Origin of the sequence: Amycolatopsis nalaikhensis (assembly GCF_030264295.1) — a bacterium.
Classification (GTDB): domain Bacteria; phylum Actinomycetota; class Actinomycetes; order Mycobacteriales; family Pseudonocardiaceae; genus Amycolatopsis; species Amycolatopsis nalaikhensis.
The window spans coordinates 6,699,586-6,719,424 of record NZ_CP127173.1; the positions used below are offsets into that span (position 1 = coordinate 6,699,586).

11 protein-coding genes and 1 pseudogene are annotated in these 19,839 nt (G+C 72.8%); 7 read left to right on the top strand and 5 right to left on the bottom strand.

From position 1 onward, the window contains the following. Positions 1 to 4 precede the first annotated feature (4 nt). From der to QP939_RS32825, 6 genes and pseudogenes are all read left to right on the top strand, one after another. Positions 5 to 1,465 (top strand): ribosome biogenesis GTPase Der, encoded by a 1,461-nt coding sequence (der, locus tag QP939_RS32800; RefSeq protein WP_285450100.1) that lies wholly within the window; start codon positions 5 to 7, stop codon positions 1,463 to 1,465. A gap of 198 nt (positions 1,466 to 1,663) precedes the next feature. Further along, positions 1,664 to 5,549: pseudogene (locus QP939_RS32805) on the top strand (Pls/PosA family non-ribosomal peptide synthetase). 76 nt (positions 5,550 to 5,625) lie between these two features. Next, positions 5,626 to 6,960 (top strand): M1 family metallopeptidase, encoded by a 1,335-nt coding sequence (locus QP939_RS32810; RefSeq protein ID WP_285450101.1) that lies wholly within the window; start codon positions 5,626 to 5,628, stop codon positions 6,958 to 6,960. Between the two features lie 232 nt (positions 6,961 to 7,192). Further along, entirely contained in the window at positions 7,193 to 9,484 is a 2,292-nt protein-coding gene (locus tag QP939_RS32815) for a glycosyl hydrolase family 95 catalytic domain-containing protein (RefSeq protein WP_285450102.1), read from the top strand. Positions 9,485 to 9,486: 2 nt separating this feature from the next. Beyond that, complete coding sequence (locus QP939_RS32820; RefSeq protein ID WP_285450103.1) at positions 9,487 to 11,754, top strand: glycosyl hydrolase family 95 catalytic domain-containing protein; 2,268 nt, start codon at positions 9,487 to 9,489, stop codon at positions 11,752 to 11,754. A 77-nt stretch (positions 11,755 to 11,831) separates the two neighbouring features. Further along, positions 11,832 to 12,722 carry a peptidylprolyl isomerase gene (locus tag QP939_RS32825; RefSeq protein ID WP_285450104.1) on the top strand — a complete coding sequence of 297 codons (891 nt, stop codon included), beginning with the start codon at positions 11,832 to 11,834 and terminating at the stop codon, positions 12,720 to 12,722. Here QP939_RS32825 and QP939_RS32830 read toward each other — a convergent pair whose 3' ends face one another. The 3 genes from QP939_RS32830 to QP939_RS32840 all read right to left on the bottom strand — a co-directional run bounded on the left by QP939_RS32830 (position 12,723) and on the right by QP939_RS32840 (position 17,500). Further along, a complete protein-coding gene (locus tag QP939_RS32830) occupies positions 12,723 to 14,465 on the bottom strand; it encodes an FAD-dependent monooxygenase (protein ID WP_285450105.1) in 1,743 nt (580 codons plus the stop codon). Next, positions 14,462 to 16,213 (bottom strand): maleylacetate reductase and hydroxyquinol 1,2-dioxygenase domain-containing protein, encoded by a 1,752-nt coding sequence (locus QP939_RS32835; protein ID WP_285450106.1) that lies wholly within the window; start codon positions 16,211 to 16,213, stop codon positions 14,462 to 14,464. Before QP939_RS32835 ends, QP939_RS32830 begins: the two co-directional genes overlap by 4 nt. 411 nt (positions 16,214 to 16,624) lie before the next feature. Beyond that, on the bottom strand, positions 16,625 to 17,500 hold the full coding sequence (locus QP939_RS32840; RefSeq protein WP_285450107.1) for a helix-turn-helix domain-containing protein: 876 nt from the start codon (positions 17,498 to 17,500) through the stop codon (positions 16,625 to 16,627). A gap of 94 nt (positions 17,501 to 17,594) precedes the next feature. Between QP939_RS32840 and QP939_RS32845 the strand changes: the two genes are divergently transcribed. Beyond that, complete coding sequence (locus tag QP939_RS32845; protein WP_285450108.1) at positions 17,595 to 18,149, top strand: DinB family protein; 555 nt, start codon at positions 17,595 to 17,597, stop codon at positions 18,147 to 18,149. A gap of 1 nt (position 18,150) precedes the next feature. On the opposite strand, the gene QP939_RS32850 is transcribed toward QP939_RS32845, so the two are convergent. Together QP939_RS32850 and QP939_RS32855 are read right to left on the bottom strand one after the other, a co-directional pair. Then, positions 18,151 to 18,948: a siderophore-interacting protein gene (locus QP939_RS32850; RefSeq protein ID WP_285450109.1), complete on the bottom strand. Its 798-nt coding sequence runs from the start codon at positions 18,946 to 18,948 to the stop codon at positions 18,151 to 18,153. Beyond that, positions 18,948 to 19,838 carry a PDR/VanB family oxidoreductase gene (locus QP939_RS32855; protein WP_285450110.1) on the bottom strand — a complete coding sequence of 297 codons (891 nt, stop codon included), beginning with the start codon at positions 19,836 to 19,838 and terminating at the stop codon, positions 18,948 to 18,950. The genes QP939_RS32850 and QP939_RS32855 overlap by 1 nt, the downstream gene beginning before the upstream one ends. Position 19,839: the final 1 nt, after the last annotated feature.

Below are 19,839 nucleotides of genomic sequence, written 5' to 3' on the forward strand. Positions count from 1 at the left end.
AGTGATGGAAGAGCTGGACAGCGTCGGCGAAGTCGACGGCACCTGGTCCGACGAGACCGAGTTCGCCGCGCTCGACGCGCAGATCGAGGCGGCCGAGCTGGCCGAGGAGGCCGCGCTCGCGCAGCCGGTCCTCGCCGTCGTCGGCCGCCCGAACGTCGGCAAGTCGACGCTGGTCAACCGCATCCTCGGCCGCCGCGAAGCCGTCGTGCAGGACGTCCCGGGCGTGACTCGCGACCGCGTCGCCTACGACGCCTACTGGGGCGGCCGCAAGTTCACCCTGGTCGACACCGGCGGCTGGGAGCCGGACGCGACCGGGCTGCAGGCCTCCGTCGCCGCGCAGGCCGAGCTGGCCATGCAGACCGCCGACGCGGTGCTGCTGGTGATCGACGCGACCGTCGGCGCCACGGCGACCGACGAGGCCGTGTCGAAGGTCCTGCGCCGCTCGAAGAAGCCGGTGCTCTTGGCCGCGAACAAGGTCGACGACGACCGGCTGCTGGCCGACACGGCGTCGCTGTGGTCGCTCGGCCTCGGCGAGCCGCACCCGGTCAGCGCCCTGCACGGCCGCAGCTCCGGCGACCTGCTCGACGCCATCCTCAAGGCCCTGCCCGAGTCGCCGCGCGAAGGCGGCCCGGTGACGTCGGGGCCGCGCCGCGTCGCGCTGGTCGGCAAGCCGAACGTCGGCAAGTCGAGCCTGCTCAACAAGCTCTCCGGCGAGGAGCGCTCGGTCGTCGACTCGGTCGCGGGCACCACCGTCGACCCGGTCGACTCGCTGGTCGAGCTGGACGGCGAGACCTGGCGGTTCGTCGACACCGCGGGCCTGCGCAAGCGCGTCAACTTCGCCGCCGGCGCCGAGTACTACGCCTCGCTGCGCACCAAGACCGCCATCGACGCGGCCGAGGTCGCGATCGTGCTGCTGGACGCGGCCGAGCCGATCTCCGAGCAGGACCTGCGGGTGCTGACGATGGTCGTCGAGGCGGGCCGCGCCTGCGTGCTCGCGTTCAACAAGTGGGACCTGGTCGACGAGGACCGCCGCCACGCGATGGTCCGCGAACTGGAGCGCGGCTTGGTCCGCGTCCCGTGGGCGGAGAAGGTCAACATCTCCGCGCTGACCGGCCGCTCGGTGCGCAAGCTCGCTCCGGCGCTGCGGACGGCGCTGGCGTCGTGGGACCAGCGGGTGCCGACCGGCCAGCTCAACGCGTGGTTGTCCGACCTGATCGCGGCCACCCCGCCGCCGGTCCGGTCCGGCAAGCAGCCGAAGGTGCTGTTCGCGACGCAGGCCGGCATCCGCCCGCCGACGCTCGTGCTGTTCACCACCGGCTTCCTCGAGGCCGGCTACCGCCGGTTCATCGAGCGCAAGTTCCGCGAGCGATTCGGCTTCGCGGGCAGCCCCGTCCGGGTGAACGTGCGGGTGCGCGAGAAGAAGGCGAAGCCGAAGGTCGGCGGAAAGGCCGCCAGGACCCGCTAGGGATCACCGCGCGTGAGGTCCGACACTCCGTCGTGACCCTGCGGATACCTTTCGTACATCCACGGGTATCGTGGATGGTCGTTGCGGGCGCCTCAACCGGAGAGCAAGCCCGGTTGAGGCTCCCGAAAGGTGAGTGGTGGGCTTGCGCGCCCATGGTTCGTCCCTGCACGTCTTCGGCGCGGTCGAGGTGATCGGCCGATGACCGTCACGATCGAACCCGGCGAATCCCCGGCCGACCTGACCCTCGCCCCGGTCGCCGACCGGGCCCTGTTCTGGTCCGGACTCGGCGCCAGCGAGCGCACCCTGCTCGACATCCTCGCCGCCACCGCCGAGCGGCACCCCAACGCCGCCGCGCTCGACGACGGCACCACCACGCTCACCTACCGGCGCCTGCTGGAGGAGATCGACGCCTACGGCCGCCGGCTGCGCGGTTACGGCGTCGGCCTCGGCGACCGCGTCGGCATCCGGATCTCCTCCGGCACCGCCGAGCTGTACGTCGCGATCCTCGCCACCCTGTCCGTCGGCGCGGCCTACGTGCCGGTCGACGCGGACGACCCGGACGAACGCGCCGAGCTGGTCTTCGAGGAGGCCCAGGTCGCCGCGGTCGCCACCGACGGCAAGATCGAGGTCCACTCGACGCCCGGCGGCCGCCGCGGGGCCCCCGGCCCGGCCGACGACGCGTGGATCATCTTCACCTCGGGTTCCACCGGCAAGCCCAAGGGCGTCGCGGTGACGCACGCGAGTGCCGCCGCCTTCGTCGACGCCGAAGCCGAACTGTTCCTCACCGAGGAGCCCATCGGCCCCGGTGACCGCGTGCTGGCCGGGCTGAGCGTCGCCTTCGACGCCTCCTGCGAAGAGATGTGGCTGGCCTGGCGCCACGGCGCCTGCCTGGTCCCGGCGCCGCGCGCGCTCGTCCGCACCGGCGTCGACCTCGGGCCGTGGCTGGTCGCGCAGCGCATCACCGTCGTCTCGACCGTGCCGACGCTGGCCGCGCTCTGGCCCGCCGACGCGCTCGAGGACGTCCGCCTGCTCATCTTCGGCGGCGAGGCCTGCCCGCCGGAGCTGGCCGAGCGCGTCGCCGTCGAAGGCCGCGAAGTCTGGAACACCTACGGCCCGACCGAGGCCACTGTCGTCGCCTGTGCCGCGCAGCTGACCGGGGAGGGCCCGGTCCGGATCGGCCTGCCGCTGTCCGGCTGGCAGCTCGCCGTGGTCAACGACGAGGGCGAGCCGGTCGCCATGGGCGAGACCGGTGAGCTGGTCATCGGCGGCGTCGGCCTGGCCCGCTACCTCGACGCGGCGAAGGACGCCGAGAAGTTCGCGCCGCTGCCGTCGCTGGGCTGGCAGCGCGCCTACCGCTCCGGCGACATGGTCCGCGCCGAAGAGGACGGCCTGCTGTTCCTCGGCCGCCTCGACGAGCAGGTCAAGCTCGGCGGCCGCCGCATCGAGCTGGGCGAGGTGGACGCCGCGCTGCAGGCCCTGCCGGGCGTGCAGGGCGCGGCCGCCGCGATCCGCCGCACCAAGGCGGGCAACCAGGTCCTCGTCGGCTACGTCGTCCCGGGCGGCGAGCCGTTCGACCACGACCAGGCCGCGAACCGGCTGCGCGAGCACCTGCCCGCCGCGCTGGTGCCGCTGCTCGCCGTCGTCGACGACCTGCCGACCCGCACCTCCGGCAAGGTCGACCGCGCCGCCCTCCCGTGGCCGCTGTCCACAGTGGAGGCTTCGGGGCTGACGCCGACCGAGACGTGGCTCGCCGAAGGGTGGGCGGAGATCCTCGGTGTGTCGGTCGACAGCCCGAAGGCCGACTTCTTCACGCACGGCGGCGGCAGCCTGACCGCCGCCCAGGTGGTCGCCCGTATCCGCACCCGGCACCCGCAGGTGTCGGTCGCCGACGTCTACGCCAACCCCAAGCTCGGCGCGCTGGCCGCGATGCTGGACGCGCTGAGCGGCCAGGCCACCGAGCGCCGCGAGATCGCGCCGACGAAGCGCCGCGCCGGAGTGGTCCAGACGGTGCTGATGGTTCCGCTGATGGGGCTCGTCGGCCTGCGCTGGGCCACGCTCGCCGCCGCGCTGTCGAACCTCCTGGCGCTGCTCGGGTTCGCCTGGGCGCCGACGCTGAGCTGGGCGTGGCTCGTCCTCGCCTGGGTCGTGCTGTTCAGCCCGGGCGGCCGGATCGCGATCGCCGCGACCGGTGCCCGCGTCCTGCTTTCCGGCGTCCGGCCCGGCACGTACCCGCGCGGTGGCAGTGTCCACTTGCGACTGTGGACGGCCGAGAAGCTCGCCGAGTTCTCCGGTGCGGACAGCGTCGCGGGCGCGTCGTGGATGACGACGTACGCCAAGGCGCTCGGCGCGCGGATCGGCAAGGACGTCGACCTGCACTCGCCGCCGCCGGTCACCGGCTTCCTCAAGCTGGGCCGCGGCGCGGCGATCGAGCCCGAGGTCGACCTGTCCGGCCACTGGGTCGACGGCGACGTCGTGCACATCGGCAAGGTCCGCGTGGGCGCGGAAGCCCGCGTCGGCGCGCGCAGCACGCTGTTCCCCGGCGTCCGGATCGGCAAGGGCGCGGAGATCGCGGCCGGCTCGACCGTCCGCGGCGCCGTCCCGGCCGGGCAGCGCTGGGCCGGTTCGCCCGCGTCCCGCGTCGGCAAGGACGAGCGCGACGCGCTGAAGTGGCCGTCGAGCCGCCCGCCGCGGTCGCACTTCTGGGCCGCCGTCTACGGCGCCACGTCCCTGGCTCTCGGCTTCCTGCCCGGTGTCGCCGCGCTGGCGGGCGTGGCCGTGCTCGGCTACGCGATCGCCGGTGCGTCCACGCTTCTGGACGCGTTCACCCAGGCGCTGATCTTCGTGCCGGTCGCGACGATCGCCTACTTCGGCGCCTACCTGCTGCTCGTGCTCGTCGGGGTGCGGTCGCTCAGCATCGGCATGGTCGAGGGCTACCACCCGGTGCACGGCCGCGTCGCGTGGCAGGTCTGGGCGACCGAGCGGCTGATGAGCATGGCCCGCGAAGGCCTGTTCCCGTTGTACGCCAGCCTGTTCACGCCGGTGTGGCTGCGGCTGCTCGGCGCGAAGGTGGGCCGGAACGTCGAGGCGTCGACCGTCTTGGCACTGCCGAAGATGACCAAGGTCGACAGCGGCGCGTTCCTGGCCGACGACACCATGGTCGCCACCTACGAGCTGGGCCACGGCTGGCTGCACGTCGCCCCGGCGCGGATCGGGAAGCAGGCGTTCCTCGGCAACTCGGGGATGACCGCCCCGGGGCGTTCGGTGCCGAAGCGCGGTCTGGTCGGTGTCCTGTCCTCGACGCCGCTGAAGGCGAAGAAGGGCTCGTCGTACCTCGGCATGCCGCCGCTGCCGGTCCGCCGCGCGGTCGGCGAGGCCGACACGAGCCGCACCTACACCCCGGCGCCGCACCTGAAGGCGGCGCGGGCGCTGGTCGAGCTGTGCCGGATCGTCCCGGTGATGTGCGGGGTCGCGCTGACCGTCGTGGTCGCGTTCGGGCTGCTGTGGGCGGCTTCGCTGTTCGGGTTCGGTATCGCCTTGCTGCTCGCGGGGCCCGCCCTGCTGGCCGCCGGAGTCGTCGCGGCGCTGACCGCGACTGTCATGAAGTGGCTGCTGGTCGGCAAGTTCCGCGAGATCGACCACCCCCTGTGGAAGCTCCTTCGTCTGGCGCAACGAGCTGGCCGACACCTTCGTCGAGGCCCTGGCCGTGCCGTGGCTGATCGGCTCGGTCGGCGGCACCCCGCTGCTGACCGCCTGGCTGCGCACGATGGGCGTCAAGATCGGCCGCGGGGTCTGGCTGGAGACGTACTGGCTGCCCGAGGCCGACCTCGTGTCGCTGGGCGACGGCGCGACGATCAACCGCGGCTGCGTCGTGCAGACGCACCTGTTCCACGACCGGATCATGAGCATGTCCCGGGTGACGCTCGGCGAGGGCGCGACGCTCGGCCCGCACGGCATCGTGCTGCCCGGCGCCGGCATCGGCGACCGCACCACGGTGGGCCCCGGCTCGCTCGTGACCCGCGGCGACGAGGTCCCCGCCGACACGCGCTGGCTCGGCAACCCGATCTCGGCGTGGCCGGGTAAGTAACGAAGGCCAGGCGTGCCGGACGGACCCGTCCGTGCGAGCCTGGTTTCCCGCACGCACGAGGAAAGGTTCGCCACGGGTGATTTCGAAGGCTCCTGCTCCCGGCGCGGACACCTCCGGCGATCCCTACCTCCCCGCGCACGGCAACGGGGGTTACCGGGTCCGCCACTACGACCTGACCCTCGACTACAAGGTCGCGCCGAACCGCTTGTCCGCGTCCGCGGCGATCACCGCCGAGGCGACGCAGGCGCTTTCCCGCGTCAGCTTCGACTTCGCGGACTTCCGGATCAACCGCGTGCTGGTCGACGGCAGGCCGGCGAAGTACCTCAAGCGTGGCGCGAAGCTGCACGTCAAGCCGGCGAAGGCGATCGCCGCGGGCACGGAGTTCGCGGTGGAGGTCCACTACGTCGGCAACCCACGCCCGGTGGGCAGCCGCTGGGGTGACGTCGGCTGGGACGAGCTGACCGACGGTGCGCTGGTGGCGAGCCAGCCGGTCGGCGCGCCGTCGTGGTTCCCGTGCAACGACCACCCGTCGGACAAGGCGACCTACCGGGTGAGCGTGACGACGGCGTCGCCGTACCTGGTGGCGGTGACCGGCAACCTGGTCGAGCGCACCGTCCGGGGCAGCACCACGAGGTGGGTGTTCGACCGGCCGGAGCCGACGGCTACGTACCTGATGAGCGTCCAGATCGGCCGCTACGACGAGGTCGAGCTGACCGGCCGGGGCGATCCGGTGCCGCAGCGCGCGGCCGTGCCCCCGCGCCTGCGCCGGGCGTTCGACCGCGACTTCGGGCGCCAGGGCCGGATGATGGACGTCCTGCGGCGGTGGTTCGGGCCGTACCCGTTCGGCGAGTACGTCATCGTGGTCACCGACGACGACCTCGACGACCCGATCGAGGCCCAGGGCATGGCGATCTTCGGCGCCAACCACGTCGACGGCCGCCGCACCCACGAGCGGCTCGTGGTGCACGAGCTGGCCCACCAGTGGTTCGGCAACAGCCTGACGGTGGCGGACTGGCGCCATATCTGGCTCAACGAGGGCTTCGCGACGTACGCGGAGTGGCTGTGGTCGGAAGAGTCCGGCGGGCCGTCGGCCGCGGCACTGGCCCGCGACTGGCACGCCCGGATCAAGGCCAAGCCCGCGGACGTCCGCATCGCCGACCCGGGCGTGGCCCGGATGTTCGACGAGCGGGTCTACAAGCGCGGCGGGCTGACGCTGCACGCGCTGCGGGCCGAGCTCGGCGACCCGGCGTTCTTCGCGCTGCTTCGGGGGTGGGCGGTCGAGAACCGCCACGGGCTGGTGACGACGGAGAAGTTCGTCGCCGCGGCGGAAGCGCAGGCGGGCCGTTCGCTGACGGCGTTCTTCACGCGCTGGCTGGAGTCGGCGGCGCTGCCACCGCTGCCCGGCGCCTGACCGGTCGGGCGTGCTGAAGGGGACGTTCATCGCATCTGATGCGGTGAAGGGGCCGTTCCTGGCATGTGATGAGAGGAAAGGGCCCTTCAGCCCGCCCGGTGGCGAGTAGACATCGGATGTCTCTGCCGCTTTCCGGGTGAACCGCCCTGGCCTTTCCCGTCCTCCTCTGCAAGTATGGCCGCACGCCGCCGCTCGATCTCGTGAAACGTAGTATGAATTCGGAGGACGCTTCATGGATGCAGTGTCGCGGCGTACCGTGCTGCGCTCGGCCTCGGTCGTCGCCGGGGCCGCCGCCTTCGGGGGACTCTGGGCCAAGGCGGCTCCGCCGGCGCTCGCCGGAACCAATCCGCACCGGGATGTCGCCGCCGATGCGCGCATGGTCTGGCGGCGGCTGCCGAAGAACTGGCAGGAAGGCCCGTTCCTGGCCAACGGCTACCTCGGCGCGCAGGTCTACGCCGGGCAGACGCCGCAGGTGCTGAAGGTGATGCTGAGCCACACCCAGGTCCAGGACCAGCGGATCCAGTGGGAGGCGGGCATCGGCCTGTCCCGCCTGCCGATCGGCTACCTCACGCTCACCTTCGCCGGCGCGATCACCGCCGTCGACTGGACGCTCGACCTCTACAACGCCGAGCTCGGCGGCACCATCACCACCACGCAGGGCTCGGTCGCCTTCTCCGCGGTCGTGCACAACGACCTCGGCGTGCTGCTCGTCTCGATGACGCCCAGCGCGGGCGAGGCCGCGGCCGCCTGGGCGTTCCGGCCGCTGGAGTCGGCGACCACCCGGACCGTCCGCAAGCCACCCGAGTACGTCGCGAACCCCGCGCCCGAGCTCGCCGACGGGTACTGCGCGCAGCCGATGCTCGCCGGGGGCGGGTACACGACAGCTTGGCGCGAACGCGCGATCGGGGCGCGACGGCTGCTCGCCGCGACCGTCGCCTACAGCTTCCCCGGCACGACGCACACGAAAGACGCGCTCGACGGCGTCCGGAAAGCGCTTGCCATGCACCCCGACGTCCTGCTCGCCCGGCACCGCCGCTGGTGGAACGACTACCACCGGCGCAGCTTCGTTTCGGTGCCCGACAAGCAGATCCAGCGGTTCTACTGGATCCAGCTCTACAAGATCGCGTCGGCCACGCGGAAGGACGGGCCGGTCGTGTCCGAGTGGGGCCCGTGGTTCCCGGAGGTCGGCAACAGCTGGACCGCCGTCTGGTGGAACCTCAACGTCCAGGTCACCTACCCGATCGTCAACAGCAGCAACCACCCCGAGCTCGACGCCGTCACCGAGACCTTCCGGCGCGACCACGCGAACCTCGAGGTGTCCGTGCCGCCCGCCTACCGCGACGGCGACACGTACGCGCTCTCGCACCCCGGTGACTGGCGGCTGCGGCCCGGCGGCACGCGCTCGGTCGGCGTCCCCGGGACGACGTCCAAAACGGACCAGACCGGGAACCTGTTGTGGGGCCTGCACAACGTCTGGCTCGCCTACCGCCACCACATGGACCGCGGCGTGCTGCGCGACGTCCTGTACCCGACGCTCGCCAAGGCACTGAACTTCTACCGCCACTTCCTGTTCACCGGCCCCGACGGGACCCTGCACCTTCCGCTGACCCGGTCGCCGGAGTACGCCGACGCCACGGACTGCACCTACGACCTGTCCCTGATCCGGTGGGCGGCGCGCACGCTCGTCGACTCGGCCCGGATCCTGCGCCTCAACGAGCCGCGCGTGCCGATCTGGCAGGAGATCAGCGCGAAACTCGTGCCGTACCACGAAGATCCCGCCAACGGCGTGCTCATCGGTGACGGCGTTCCGCTCGCCGCCTCGCACCGGCACTTCTCGCACCTGCTGTGGCTGTACCCGCTGCGGGAGAGAGTCTGGGACCGGCCCGGCGACCGCGACCTGATGAAGCGGACGTTCGACCACTGGGTCGCCGACCAGCAGGCTTGGCACGGGTACAGCTACGCGGCCGCGTCGTCAATGTGCTCCGTGATGGACGCGCCCGAGGAAGCGTTGCGGTACCTGAAGTTCTTCCTCGACCGCAACATCGTGGACAACACCGAGCTGACGGCGAACACGATGTACCGCGAGGGCTCGAACTTCGCCATCGAAAGCCCGATCACCGCGGCGCAGTCCGTGGTGGACATGCTCATGCAGGGATCAGGCGGCGTGCTCAAAGTCTTTCCGTCGGTGTCGGCTGCCTGGCGGGACGCCTCGATCGCGGGCCTGCGCGCGGAAGGCGCGTTCCTCGTGGACGCCTCCCGCCGCGGTGGCACGACGGAGTTCGTCCGCGTGCACAGTGAAGCCGGGGAGCCGCTGGTGCTCGAGCACGGCGTCGTCGTGGACGTCGACGTCCACGACGAGCACGGCAGGCGGCTGCCGTGGCGCCCGGCCGGGCCCGGGCGGATCGCGATCGGCCTGCGGCGGGGCGGTACCGCCGTCGTCACCCCGCGCGGCGGACGGCCGGACCTCGCGCCCCGGAACGTCCCTGCCCTCGGATCGGCCCCCGCGTGGGGCCTGCCGGAGTGACCATGGACATCACGCGCAGAACCGTGCTCGGCGGGGCGCTCGCCGGGCTGGCGGCCGGGTTCACCCCCGCGTACGCCGACACCCCCGGCGGCGACGACTTCGGCTGGCCCGGGTTCCTGAGTACCGCCGACCTGGTCTGGCGGCGGCTGCCCAAGACCTGGTACGAAGGCCCGTTCCTGGGCAACGGCTTCCTCGGCTCGGGCATCTACGCCGAGCCGGGGAAGAACGCGATCCGCTTCAACGTTCAGCACAGCCAGGTGCAGGACCACCGGCCGGAGTTCGGGTCGCTGTTCGGGCTGGCCCGGCTGCGCATCGGGTACTTCACGCTCGAGTCGGTCGGCGCGATCACCGCGCTCGACTGGCGGCTGGACCTGTGGAACGCCGAGCTGACCGGCACGATCACCACCACCGCGGGCAGCATGAGCCTGCGCGCGGTCGTCCACACCGGACAGCCGTTGCTCGCGGTCGAGATCCGGCCCAGTGAGGGAGAACGCGGGTTCCGGTGGGTGTTCCACCCGGCGGTCGCGGTCAGCCCGCGCGCTGACCCGGTGTGGAACAAGCCGCCACCGGCGGGCTACACCGCGAACCCGCCGGTGCGGCTCGGCGACAGCGGCGACGCCCACCTGGCCGTGCAGCCGCTGCTGGCGGGCGGCGAGCACGTGACGGCCTGGCGGGAAGTCACGCGGGGTGGCGCGCGCACGCTCTACACGTCGGTCGCGTGGTCGCACCCGGAGAAGACGTCGGTGGCTCGGGCGCTGGGCACGGTCCGCCGCGCCCAGCCCTTCGCCGCGCTGACCCAGGACCACCGGCGCTGGTGGCACGACTACTACCGGGCGAGCCTTCTGTCCATTCCGGACACCCGGCTGCAGAGCTTCTACTGGATCCAGCTGTACAAGGTGGCGTCGGCGGCCCGGCGAGAGGCGCCGGTGATGGCGACGTCCGGGCCGTGGCTGGAGAACACGCCGTGGCCCGCGACCTGGTGGAACCTCAACGTCCAGCTCGAGTACTGGCTGATCCACGGCTCGAACCACTTGGACCTGGACGCGGTCAGCCACGCGCTCGGCAAGTACCGCGCCAACCTGACGAGCCAGGTGGCGCAGCCGTACCAGGCGGATTCGGCGGGCATCCCGCGCACCACGGACATGACCCTGCTCAACGGCGTCTCGAACGCCACCAGCGGGTTCCCGGTCGGCATCCCGGGGCGGGACACGCCGACACCCGAGGTCGGCAACCTGACCTGGGCGCTGCACAACGTGTGGCTGTCCTACCGGCACACGTTGGACCGGAACCTGCTGTCCGGCACGCTGGTCCCGTTGCTGCGCAAGGCGATCAACTACTACCTGCACTTCCTGGCCCCGGGTGACGACGGCAAGCTGCACCTGCCGCCGACGTTCTCGCCCGAGTACGGCGTCAACGCCCCCGACTGCACCTACGACCTCTCGCTGATCCGCTGGGGCTGCAAGACGTTGCTGCAGACCGCGCCCGGCGACCCGCTCGCCCCGAAGTGGCGGGACGTCCTGGCGAACCTCGTCGACTACCCGGCCGACGCCAACGGTTACATGATCGGCGCCGGGGTGCCGTTCGCGAAGTCGCACCGGCACTACTCGCACCTGCTGCAGATCTACCCGCTCTACGACGTCACGTGGGAGCAGCCCGAGCACCGGCCGATCATCGAGACGTCGCTGAACCACTGGGTCGGCTTCGAGGGCGCGTTGCAGGGCTACACCTTCACCGGGGCGGCGTCGATCTCGGCGCAGATGCTGCGCGGCGAGCAGGCCGCGTTCTACCTCGGCGAGCTGCAGCGGCGCTTCATCCAGCCGAACACGATGTACAAGGAGTCCGGGCCGGTCATCGAGACGCCGTTGTCGGCGGCGAAGTCCCTGCAGGACATGCTGGTGCAGAGCTGGGGCGGCGTCCTCCGGCTGTTCCCGGCGGTGCCCGCCGCCTGGGGCGACATCGCGCTGCGGGACTTCCGCACGGAGGGCGCGTTCCTGCTCAGCGCGTCGCGATCGGGTGGGGTCACGCGCTGGCTGAAGGTGCACAGCGAAGCCGGGGCGCCGTGCGTGCTGCGGCCGGGCATCGACGGCGACCTGGCGGTGACGGACGCGCGGGGCCGCGCCCGGCGCTGGCGGCGGCTGGCGAACGGTGACGTCCAGGTCGACCTGGAACGCGGCGGGGACGCCTTCGTGCACCGGAAGGGTGACCGGCCGGACTTCGCGGTACGGCCGGTCGCGCCCGGCGGGCCGGCTTCACCCTGGGGCCTCCCGTGATCGGGGCCTCCTTCCCGGAACCCCTCCCGGGAAGGAGGCCTTCGCGGCACAATGGGCGGCCGACGAGGGGAGCACGGATGACCGAACCGGGGCAGCGGCCGTTCCCGCCGCCGCCGTGGCAGCCGCCGGTACCGCCGAAGCGGTCGTCGACCACGGCGATCGTGCTGGTCACCGGATCCGTCGTGGTCGTCGTCCTGATGGCGCTGGCGTTCCTGGCCTGGGGGTACCCCGGGTTCCTGCGCAAGCCGGACGCCTACGCCGACGGGGCGTTCTGGACCAGCGCGCCGTCATCGCCGTCCTCCGCTCCGGCGACCGCGCCGAGCACACCGGTGTCGATCGCGGCCGGCCGGGCCGCGATGCCGAAGCGGGCGAAACCCTTGGCCGACCCCGTGACCTGCGCGTTCACCCCGGACCCCGGCGCGCCGGCGCCGAAGAAGGTCGCCCTGCCGCCCGACGGCCCGGCGCCGTCGTCCGGCACCGTCCCGGTGCGGCTGGCCACGACGGCGGGCGGCATCGGGCTGACGCTGGACCGGGCGCTGGCGCCGTGCACCGTGGTCAACTTCCTGAGCCTGGCCAAGCAGGGCTTCTACGACGGCACGTCGTGCCACCGGCTCTCCGTGACGGCCGGGCTGCAGATGCTCCAGTGCGGCGACCCCGTCGGCGACGGCACCGGCGGCCCCGGCTACACGATCCGCGACGAGGTGTTCCCCGAGCTGACGTACGGCCGCGGCGTCCTGGCCATGGCGAAGACGGCCGAACCCGACTCCGGCGGCTCGCAGTTCTTCCTGGTCTTCGGCGAGACGGAGATCCCGCCGGAGTACACGGTGTTCGGCAGCATCGACGACGCCGGGCTGGCCGTCCTGGACGACGTCGCTCGCGACGGCGTCGACCCGGCGAAACCCGGCATCGGCGACGGCAGCGGCCCCCCGAAGACCCCGGTGACGTTCACCGGGGTCACCACGCCGTGATCACTCCCGGTCGAGCAGCTTCCGCAGGGCGCTGAGCAGCGACTTCGCCGCTTCGGGCGACGCCGTCGCGTGGCGCCAGGCGACGTAGCCGTCCGGGCGGACCAGCAGGCAGCCGTCCTCGTCGATGCCGCTCAGCCGGGACCAGTCGCCGTACGCGTCGCGGCCTTCCGGGTCGCCGACGCGCACCGCGCGCAGGTCGAGGCCCAGCTCGGCGCCGACCTTCGCCGCGGCGTCGCGCCACGCGGTGCCGGTGAGCCCGGTCAGCACCGTCCACCGGCCGCCGCCGACGAGGTCCAAAGTGGACACGCGGCGGCCGTGCGGGCCCACCAGCCAGGCGTGCGGCAGCTTCGCGCCCGGTTCGGTGCTCGGCCGGTGGAACAGCTCGGGATCGCGGTCCGAAGTGGCCGTGACGCCGTCGGGCAGCACTGCACCCGAGGCGTACCGCTGGTCCATCTCGACGCCGTGCGCGTTGAACTCGTAGTGCTTCAGCTCGATGGCCTTCTCCAGCTCACGCCGTTTCCGCGCGCCTTCGGCCGTGGGCGCGAGGCAGGTCTCGAGCCCGGCGGTGATGCCCTCGGCGTCGGTGTCGCCGGTGATGCCCAGCGCGGCGAAGATCGGCCCGAACTGGTCGCGGCTGAGGTTCGCCCGGTCGACGATCTGCTTGCCCACCGGAGCGCGCTCGGCGGAGTAGCTGTCGAGCAGCCCTTCGCCCGCCTCCCCGCGCAGCACCATCGCGAGCTTCCAAGCCAGGTTGTACGAGTCCTGGATGGACGTGTTCGAGCCCAGCCCGTTGGACGGCGGGTGCCGGTGCACGGCGTCCCCGGCGCAGAACACCCGTCCGCTGCGGTACTCCGTCGCGTAGTTGTGGTTGACCGTCCACAGTGACGTCGAGGTGATCTCGACCTCGAGGCCCGGGTCGCCGACGAGGTCGCGCACCAGCCGCGTCGCCTCCTCGACGTCGACCTCCGGCGGCGCCTGCTCGATGTCGTAGCCCCAGGTCAGCAGCCATTCGTTCCACGGGCGCACCATCCGGACCAGGCCCATCCCGATCCCGCCGAGGTGCGCGCCCGGCCGCATGACCCAGTAGAGGACGCTCGGCCGGTGCGCCACGTACGGCGCGAGGTCGGCGGTGAACGTGATGTTCATGCTGCCGGCCTTGCCGGTCTGCCCGGCGATGGGCAGCCCGGCCTGCTCGGCGACGCGGCTGCGGGCCCCGTCGGCGCCGATGAGGTACTTGGCGCGCAACGTGAACTCGTCGCCGCGCACGCGGTCGCGGAAGCGGGCGGTGACGCCGGTCGCGTCCTGGGTGAAGTCGAGGAACTCGGTGTCCAGCCGCAGTTTCGCGCCGCGGGCGGCGGCTTCGCTCACCAGGATCGGCTCGAGGTAGGTCTGCGGCAGGTCGATCATGTGGCACGGGCTCGCGGCGCCGTACTCCGACGCCGACCGGTCACCGGTGCCCCAGCTGGCGATCCGGCCGATCTCCGGCCCGGTCAGCGACGTGCAGAGCACGGTGTCGCCCATCAGCTCCGGCGGCGTCCCGACGGCCAGTGCCTTGTCCTCGACGCCGAGGTCGCGCAGCACCTCCATGGTGCGCTGGTTGGTGATGTGCGCGCGGGGCGTGTTGGCCGTCCAGCCGTACTTGGTGGCCAGCACGGTCGGCACGCCGTAGGTGGCGAGCAGCAGGGCCGCCGAGCCACCGGCCGGGCCGCTGCCGACCACGATGACGTCGGTGTCGTAGTTCATGCGCCACTCCCTGAGATCCGGAAGGTGAAGTCGAGGCGGCCGTCGCCGAAGTCGACGATCAGGTCGTCCTTGACACCGAAGACGGTGTCGGAGTCGAGGTAGTCGCCGCCGGCGACGAACAGCTGCGTGATCAGCGTCCGGTAGCCGGGCTTGGCGATCATGAAGTGCACGTGCGGGGCGCGGTAGGGGTGCCGCCCGACGGCGTCGAGCATCTGCCCGACCGGCCCGTCGGCGGGGATGGGGTAGGCGCTCGGCACGATCGTCCGGAAGCGCAGCCGCCCGTTTTCGTCCGTGCGGAAGCGCGCCCGGAGCACCGGACCGTCCACATCGGGCAGCTGGACGTCGTAGAAACCGTCCTCATTGGACTGCCAGACGTCGACGACCGCGTCCGCGACGGGCCGGTCTTCGGTGTCGGTGACGAGGATGTCGGCCGCCAGCGGCTTGCCGGGCAGTCCTTCGGCGAGATCGGCGCCCTGCGGGGTTTCGGGCGGCCCTTCGACGTAGAAGGGGCCGAGCACGGCCGACGGCGTCGTGTCCGGGGTGCGCGAGTTGGTCAGGACGTCGACGACGCTGGACACGCCGAGGGTGTCCGACAGCAGGATGAACTCCTGGCGCGTGTCGGTGGTGATGTGCCCGGCGCGGGTCAGGAAGCCGATGGCGTACTCCCACTCGTCCTGGGTGAGGTCGGTGCGGATGGCGTAGCCGTGCAGGGTCTCGACGAGGTCGGTGAGCAGCGTCCGGACGCGGTCGGGCGCGCCGGCGAAGCTGTCGACGACCTGCTTGGTGAGCGCCTTGAGGCTGGGCCGAATGGCCGGGCGGGCACCGGTGAGGGCTTGGCGGAGGAGGTCGGCTTCCGGTTCGCCGTCGAGGTCCGCTTCGGTGAGCCCCAGCTCGGCGAGCGAGTGCGGGATGGGGAGGCTCGCGGCCAGTTCGAAGACGTCGGCGGCGTCGTCGAGGCCCTGGTGCGCCATGACGTACGGCAGGAGGACGGCGTGGGTTTCGGCGTGCGGGAGGCCGAACTTGCCGCCGAGGTGGTGGCAGAGGTGGTGGTGGAGTCCCATCTGGACGGCGTCGAGGCAGAGGCCGGCGAGCCAGGCCCCGCGCTGCGCGTCGCTCCGGGCGTCCACATCGGACGGATCGGCGGCGATCCGCGGCAGGGCGCGCATGAGGAGCTTGATCGACTCGGCGGCGAGCAGGTCGGTCATCGGGTTGGCGTCGGGGGCGTACCGGGCTTCGACGGCGTGGGCGAGGGCGTTGAGCCCGCTGGCGGCGGAGACGGGCACGGGCAGGCCGAGGGTGAGGTCGACGTCGTAGAGGACGGTCTCGGGCCGGACTTTCGGGGTCTTCTGCGTGGTCTTGCGGCCGTCGGCGGTCTGGCCGAGGACGGCGGTCAGCTCGGAACCGGCGTAGGTGGTCGGGACGACGAGCTGCGGAAGGTCGGTGTGCAGGGCGATGGCCTTGGCGAGCCCGGTGGCCGAACCACCCCCGACGGCGACCACCCCATCGACACCGTGCTCGGCGACGACCTTGAGGGCGCGCTCGGTGACATCGACGGGGGTGTGCATGGCGGCATCCTCGAACCGCGCGACGAGCCGAGCGCCGAGGACTTGGGCGGCCCGGTCCCCGTGCCGAGGACGGCCGATGAGCAGGACGCGGCCGATCCCGAGCCGGTCGGCTTCCTCGCCGAGGGAGTCGAGCGAGCCGAAGACCACCCGCACGGGGTTCGCGGCGTAGCTGAACGAGGTCATGCGGGGGAGTATCCGGCGGGGGCGGTGGCGCGGTCCTGCACGTTCTTGCTGCCTGGCGGCACGAAACGCGCGTGCTCGGGGTGGGTGGCGGCTCGCTCGCCCACGCGGCGCACGGGCGCGGGGCTCGGCAGGCTGGTGGCGCTTGCTCCTCCTGCACCCTGGCGGGCGGCGGCGCGCCCGGCGCTCTGCCCGCTCGGCGCGGGGCTGCGGGGTCCAGCGGCTTGGTTCCTGCAGCCTGCCCGGCGCCCGGCGGGTGATGGTGGCGTGCCTGGCGGTCGCCCGCCTGGCTTGGGGCTGCGGGGGCGGATGCTTGAACCTCGCGCGCCCGGCGGGTGGCGGCAGCGCGCCCGGCAGCCAGCCCGCCTGGCGGGCCGCCGAGCGTTCAGCCCGCTCAGCCCGCCCCGCGCTTCCTCAACCCGCCCGGCGCAGGGCCGCAGGCGTAGTCCCGAGCTGAGCGCGCAAGACCCGCGTCAGGTGCTCCTGGTGCGAGAACCCGCACCGAACCGCGATCTCCGCGATCGGATCGTCGCCGGTGCGCAGCAGCAGGCCCGCCCGCTCGACCCGCAACCGCAGCAAGAACCGATGCGGCGGCAACCCCGTCCGCGCCTTGAACTGCCGCGAAAACTGGCTCACGCTCAACCCGGCGAGCGCCGCCAAATCAGCCAACGGCACCGGCTCGGCCAGGCGCTCGGCCATCAGGTCGCGGACGCGGGTGAACTGCTGGTCGGACAAGCCGCGAACCGGAACAGTCTCGGGTGCGCGGCCCGCTCGGTGCCGGCGGACCAACTGGGCCGCGACCAGCGCGCCGAGCTGGTCGGCGTACGTCCGGGCGCTCGGCTCCCAGTCGCGGACCACGCCGTCGAGACTCAGGACCAGCTGCTCGAGCAGGGGGTCGCTGCTGCCGAGCTCCTCGGCGAGCCGGACCGGCGCGCCCTCGCCGGCGGCCTCCTGCACGGCGTCGTCGGCCAGGTAGACGTGCACCGTGTCGAGCGCGCCGCCCAGCTCGACCGACAGCTCCGCGTGCGACGGCTGCAGGAACAACCCGCCCGCCGGCATCCGGCGGCTCTGCTCGCGCGCCGTCCCGACGCCGCGGCGGACCGTGACCGGCCCGTCCAGGTGGAGGATCAGCTGGTGGCTGGCGGCCGCGCCGAACTCGGCGCGGTACGGACGTTCGCGCTGCTTGGAGACGTACACCCGGTCCCAGCCGAGCCCGGCGCTCGTGCGTTCGGGGCGGACCCAGGGCAGCGCGAGGATGCCGTTCGTGTCGGCCAGCCCGAGTTCGCCCACGCCTGCCTCCTCGACGTCGAGGCTGTCCGCGATGGTACGCGACCCGCCGGAAAACCGGTGGCGGCGGTCACGCCCGACCGTCGATGATCCGGGGATGGCCGACACCACCCAGCCCACCCGGTCCTTCGGCTGGTGGGACATGTTCGTCCACCCCGACGACGACCCCCGCGCCGACGGCGGGTTCGAGAACTCCGAACGCGGCATGCTCGTCGGCTACCTGCGCGACCGGCGCCTCACCCTGCGGCTCAAGTGCCGCGATCTCGACGCCGAAGGCCTCGCGCGGCGCTCGGTCGAGCCGTCGAACCTCTCGCTGCTCGGCCTGGTCCGGCACCTGGCCGAGGTCGAGCGCTACTGGTTCCGCGAGGTCATGGCGGGCGAGCGCACCCCGGAGCACTTCACCGGGAACGCCGAGTTCGACGACGTCACCGCCGACCCGGCGATGGTCGAGCAGGCCTGGGCGCTGTGGCAGGCCGAGGTCGAGTTCGCCGAGCGGTTCGTTGAAACCGCCCCCGACCTCGGCGTCCGCGGCCACGACGACGACCGCACGCCGTTGCGGGAGGTGCTCGTCCACATGATCGAGGAGTACGCCCGCCACAACGGGCACGCCGACCTGCTGCGCGAGCGGATCGACGGCCGCGTCGGGCAGTGACTCAGCCCGGCGACGCGCGGCCGTGGCGCCAGTAGCCGAGGAACGCGACGTCGGACTTCGCCCAGCCGCGGTCCCGCACCAGGTGGCGGCGCACGCCGGTGGCCAGCGCGGCCTCGCCGGCGACCCACGCGTAGGCCCGCCCGGCGGGTAACTCGGCCGCGAGGACCGCGTCGAGGGCCAGCCGGCCCGGACGGGCGCCGGCGCGCGACCGGGGCAGCCAGTGCACCCGCACCCCGGGCGGCGCCTCGACCTCCCGGACGTCCGCCGCCGACGGCACCTCCAGGAACACCTCCGCCACCAGGTCGGCGGGGGCGTGGTCGAGGATGGCCAGCACCGCGGGCACCGCGCTTTCGTCCGCGGCGAGCAGCTGCCACGACACCCCGGGCGGCGGCAGGTAGCCGACGCCCATGTCGAAGACGCCCGCCGGATCGCCTGGCCGGGCGCGCCGGGCCCACTCGGCCGCCGGGGCGTCGCCGTCGTGCAGCGCGAACTCGATGTCGATCTCGCCGGGCCGCGCGCGCCGGATCGTGTAGTTGCGCACCCACGGGCGACGGCTCTTCGGCAGCATCAGCAGCTGCGCCATCCAGCCTTCGTTGTCCAGCGTCGGCATCCGGAGCCCGTCCTGGCCGGCACGCGGGAAGAACAGCCGCACGGCCTGGTCGTAGCCCGCCGGTTCGAGGTCCGCGAGGTCGGGCCCGCCGAGGGTGACGGTCCGGAACGAGGGGCTGGGCGCGGTGTTCGCGCGGACCTCCAGGGTGAGCATCCGCCGCGTCTTCGGGCGGCGCACCTTCGGGATCATCAGACGTCCAGCACCAGCCGGGGCGAGCACGCGCGCGACACGCACGGGTACATCCGGCCCGCCGGGGCGCCGATGTCGTCCCGGTGCTCCGGCTCTCCGTCGAGGACGCCGATCTCGCAGCTGCCGCAGACCCCTTCCCGGCACGCGGACGGCACCGGGCGGCCGCGGTGGTTCAGCACGTCCAGCAGCGACTCGTCGACCGGCACCTGGAGCGTCTCGCCGGACCGGGCGCACACGACCTCGAAGGGCGTGTCGGGCGCGAACACCCGGCGCGTCGGCTGGAAGCGTTCGGTGTGCACGCGGGGGAACAGCGCCTCGGCCGCGTCCACCATGGACGCCGGGCCGCAGCAGTAGACCTCCGCGTTCCTTGGCAGGGCGGCGAGATCCGGGCGCCCGGTCTCCGCGGTGGGGAACAGGCGCACGCGGTCGCCGTACGCGGCCACCAGCTCCGCGGCGAACGGCATCGTGGCGCGGGACCGGCCGGCGTACACGAGCGTCGCCTCGGCGCCGGACTCGACGGCCGCGCGCAGCATCGGCACGATCGGCGTGATCCCGATGCCCCCGGCCAGGAACAGGTACTCCGCCGCCGGCCGCAGCGGGAAGTGGTTGCGGGGCTCGGAAACCGCGAGCGTCCGGCCTTCGCGCAGGAACAGGTGGACGTACTCCGAGCCACCGCGGCTCAGCGGGTCGTGGCGGACCGCGATCCGGTAGGCCGAGCGGTCGCCGGGGTCGCCGCACAGCGAGTACTGCCGGGTGAGCCAGTTCGGCAACGCCAGGTCGATGTGCGCGCCGGGCTCCCACGGCGCCAGCGGGCCTTCGTCGCCGCGCAGGAGGAGGGAAACGACGTCGTCGGCGACGTGCTCGACGCGTTCGAGGATCGTTTTCTGCATC

What these genes read in the sequence shown, in the direction of transcription:
- QP939_RS32850 (WP_285450109.1), bottom strand. Translation starts at nt 18,948, where the DNA reads ATGATCCCGAAGGTGCGCCGCCCGAAGACGCGGCGGATGCTCACCCTG.
- QP939_RS32815 (WP_285450102.1), top strand. Translation starts at nt 7,193, where the DNA reads ATGGATGCAGTGTCGCGGCGTACCGTGCTGCGCTCGGCCTCGGTCGTC.
- QP939_RS32835 (WP_285450106.1), bottom strand. Translation starts at nt 16,213, where the DNA reads ATGACCTCGTTCAGCTACGCCGCGAACCCCGTGCGGGTGGTCTTCGGC.
- QP939_RS32855 (WP_285450110.1), bottom strand. Translation starts at nt 19,838, where the DNA reads ATGCAGAAAACGATCCTCGAACGCGTCGAGCACGTCGCCGACGACGTC.
- der (WP_285450100.1), top strand. Translation starts at nt 5, where the DNA reads ATGGAAGAGCTGGACAGCGTCGGCGAAGTCGACGGCACCTGGTCCGAC.
- QP939_RS32830 (WP_285450105.1), bottom strand. Translation starts at nt 14,465, where the DNA reads ATGAACTACGACACCGACGTCATCGTGGTCGGCAGCGGCCCGGCCGGT.
- QP939_RS32820 (WP_285450103.1), top strand. Translation starts at nt 9,487, where the DNA reads ATGGACATCACGCGCAGAACCGTGCTCGGCGGGGCGCTCGCCGGGCTG.
- QP939_RS32825 (WP_285450104.1), top strand. Translation starts at nt 11,832, where the DNA reads ATGACCGAACCGGGGCAGCGGCCGTTCCCGCCGCCGCCGTGGCAGCCG.
- QP939_RS32845 (WP_285450108.1), top strand. Translation starts at nt 17,595, where the DNA reads ATGGCCGACACCACCCAGCCCACCCGGTCCTTCGGCTGGTGGGACATG.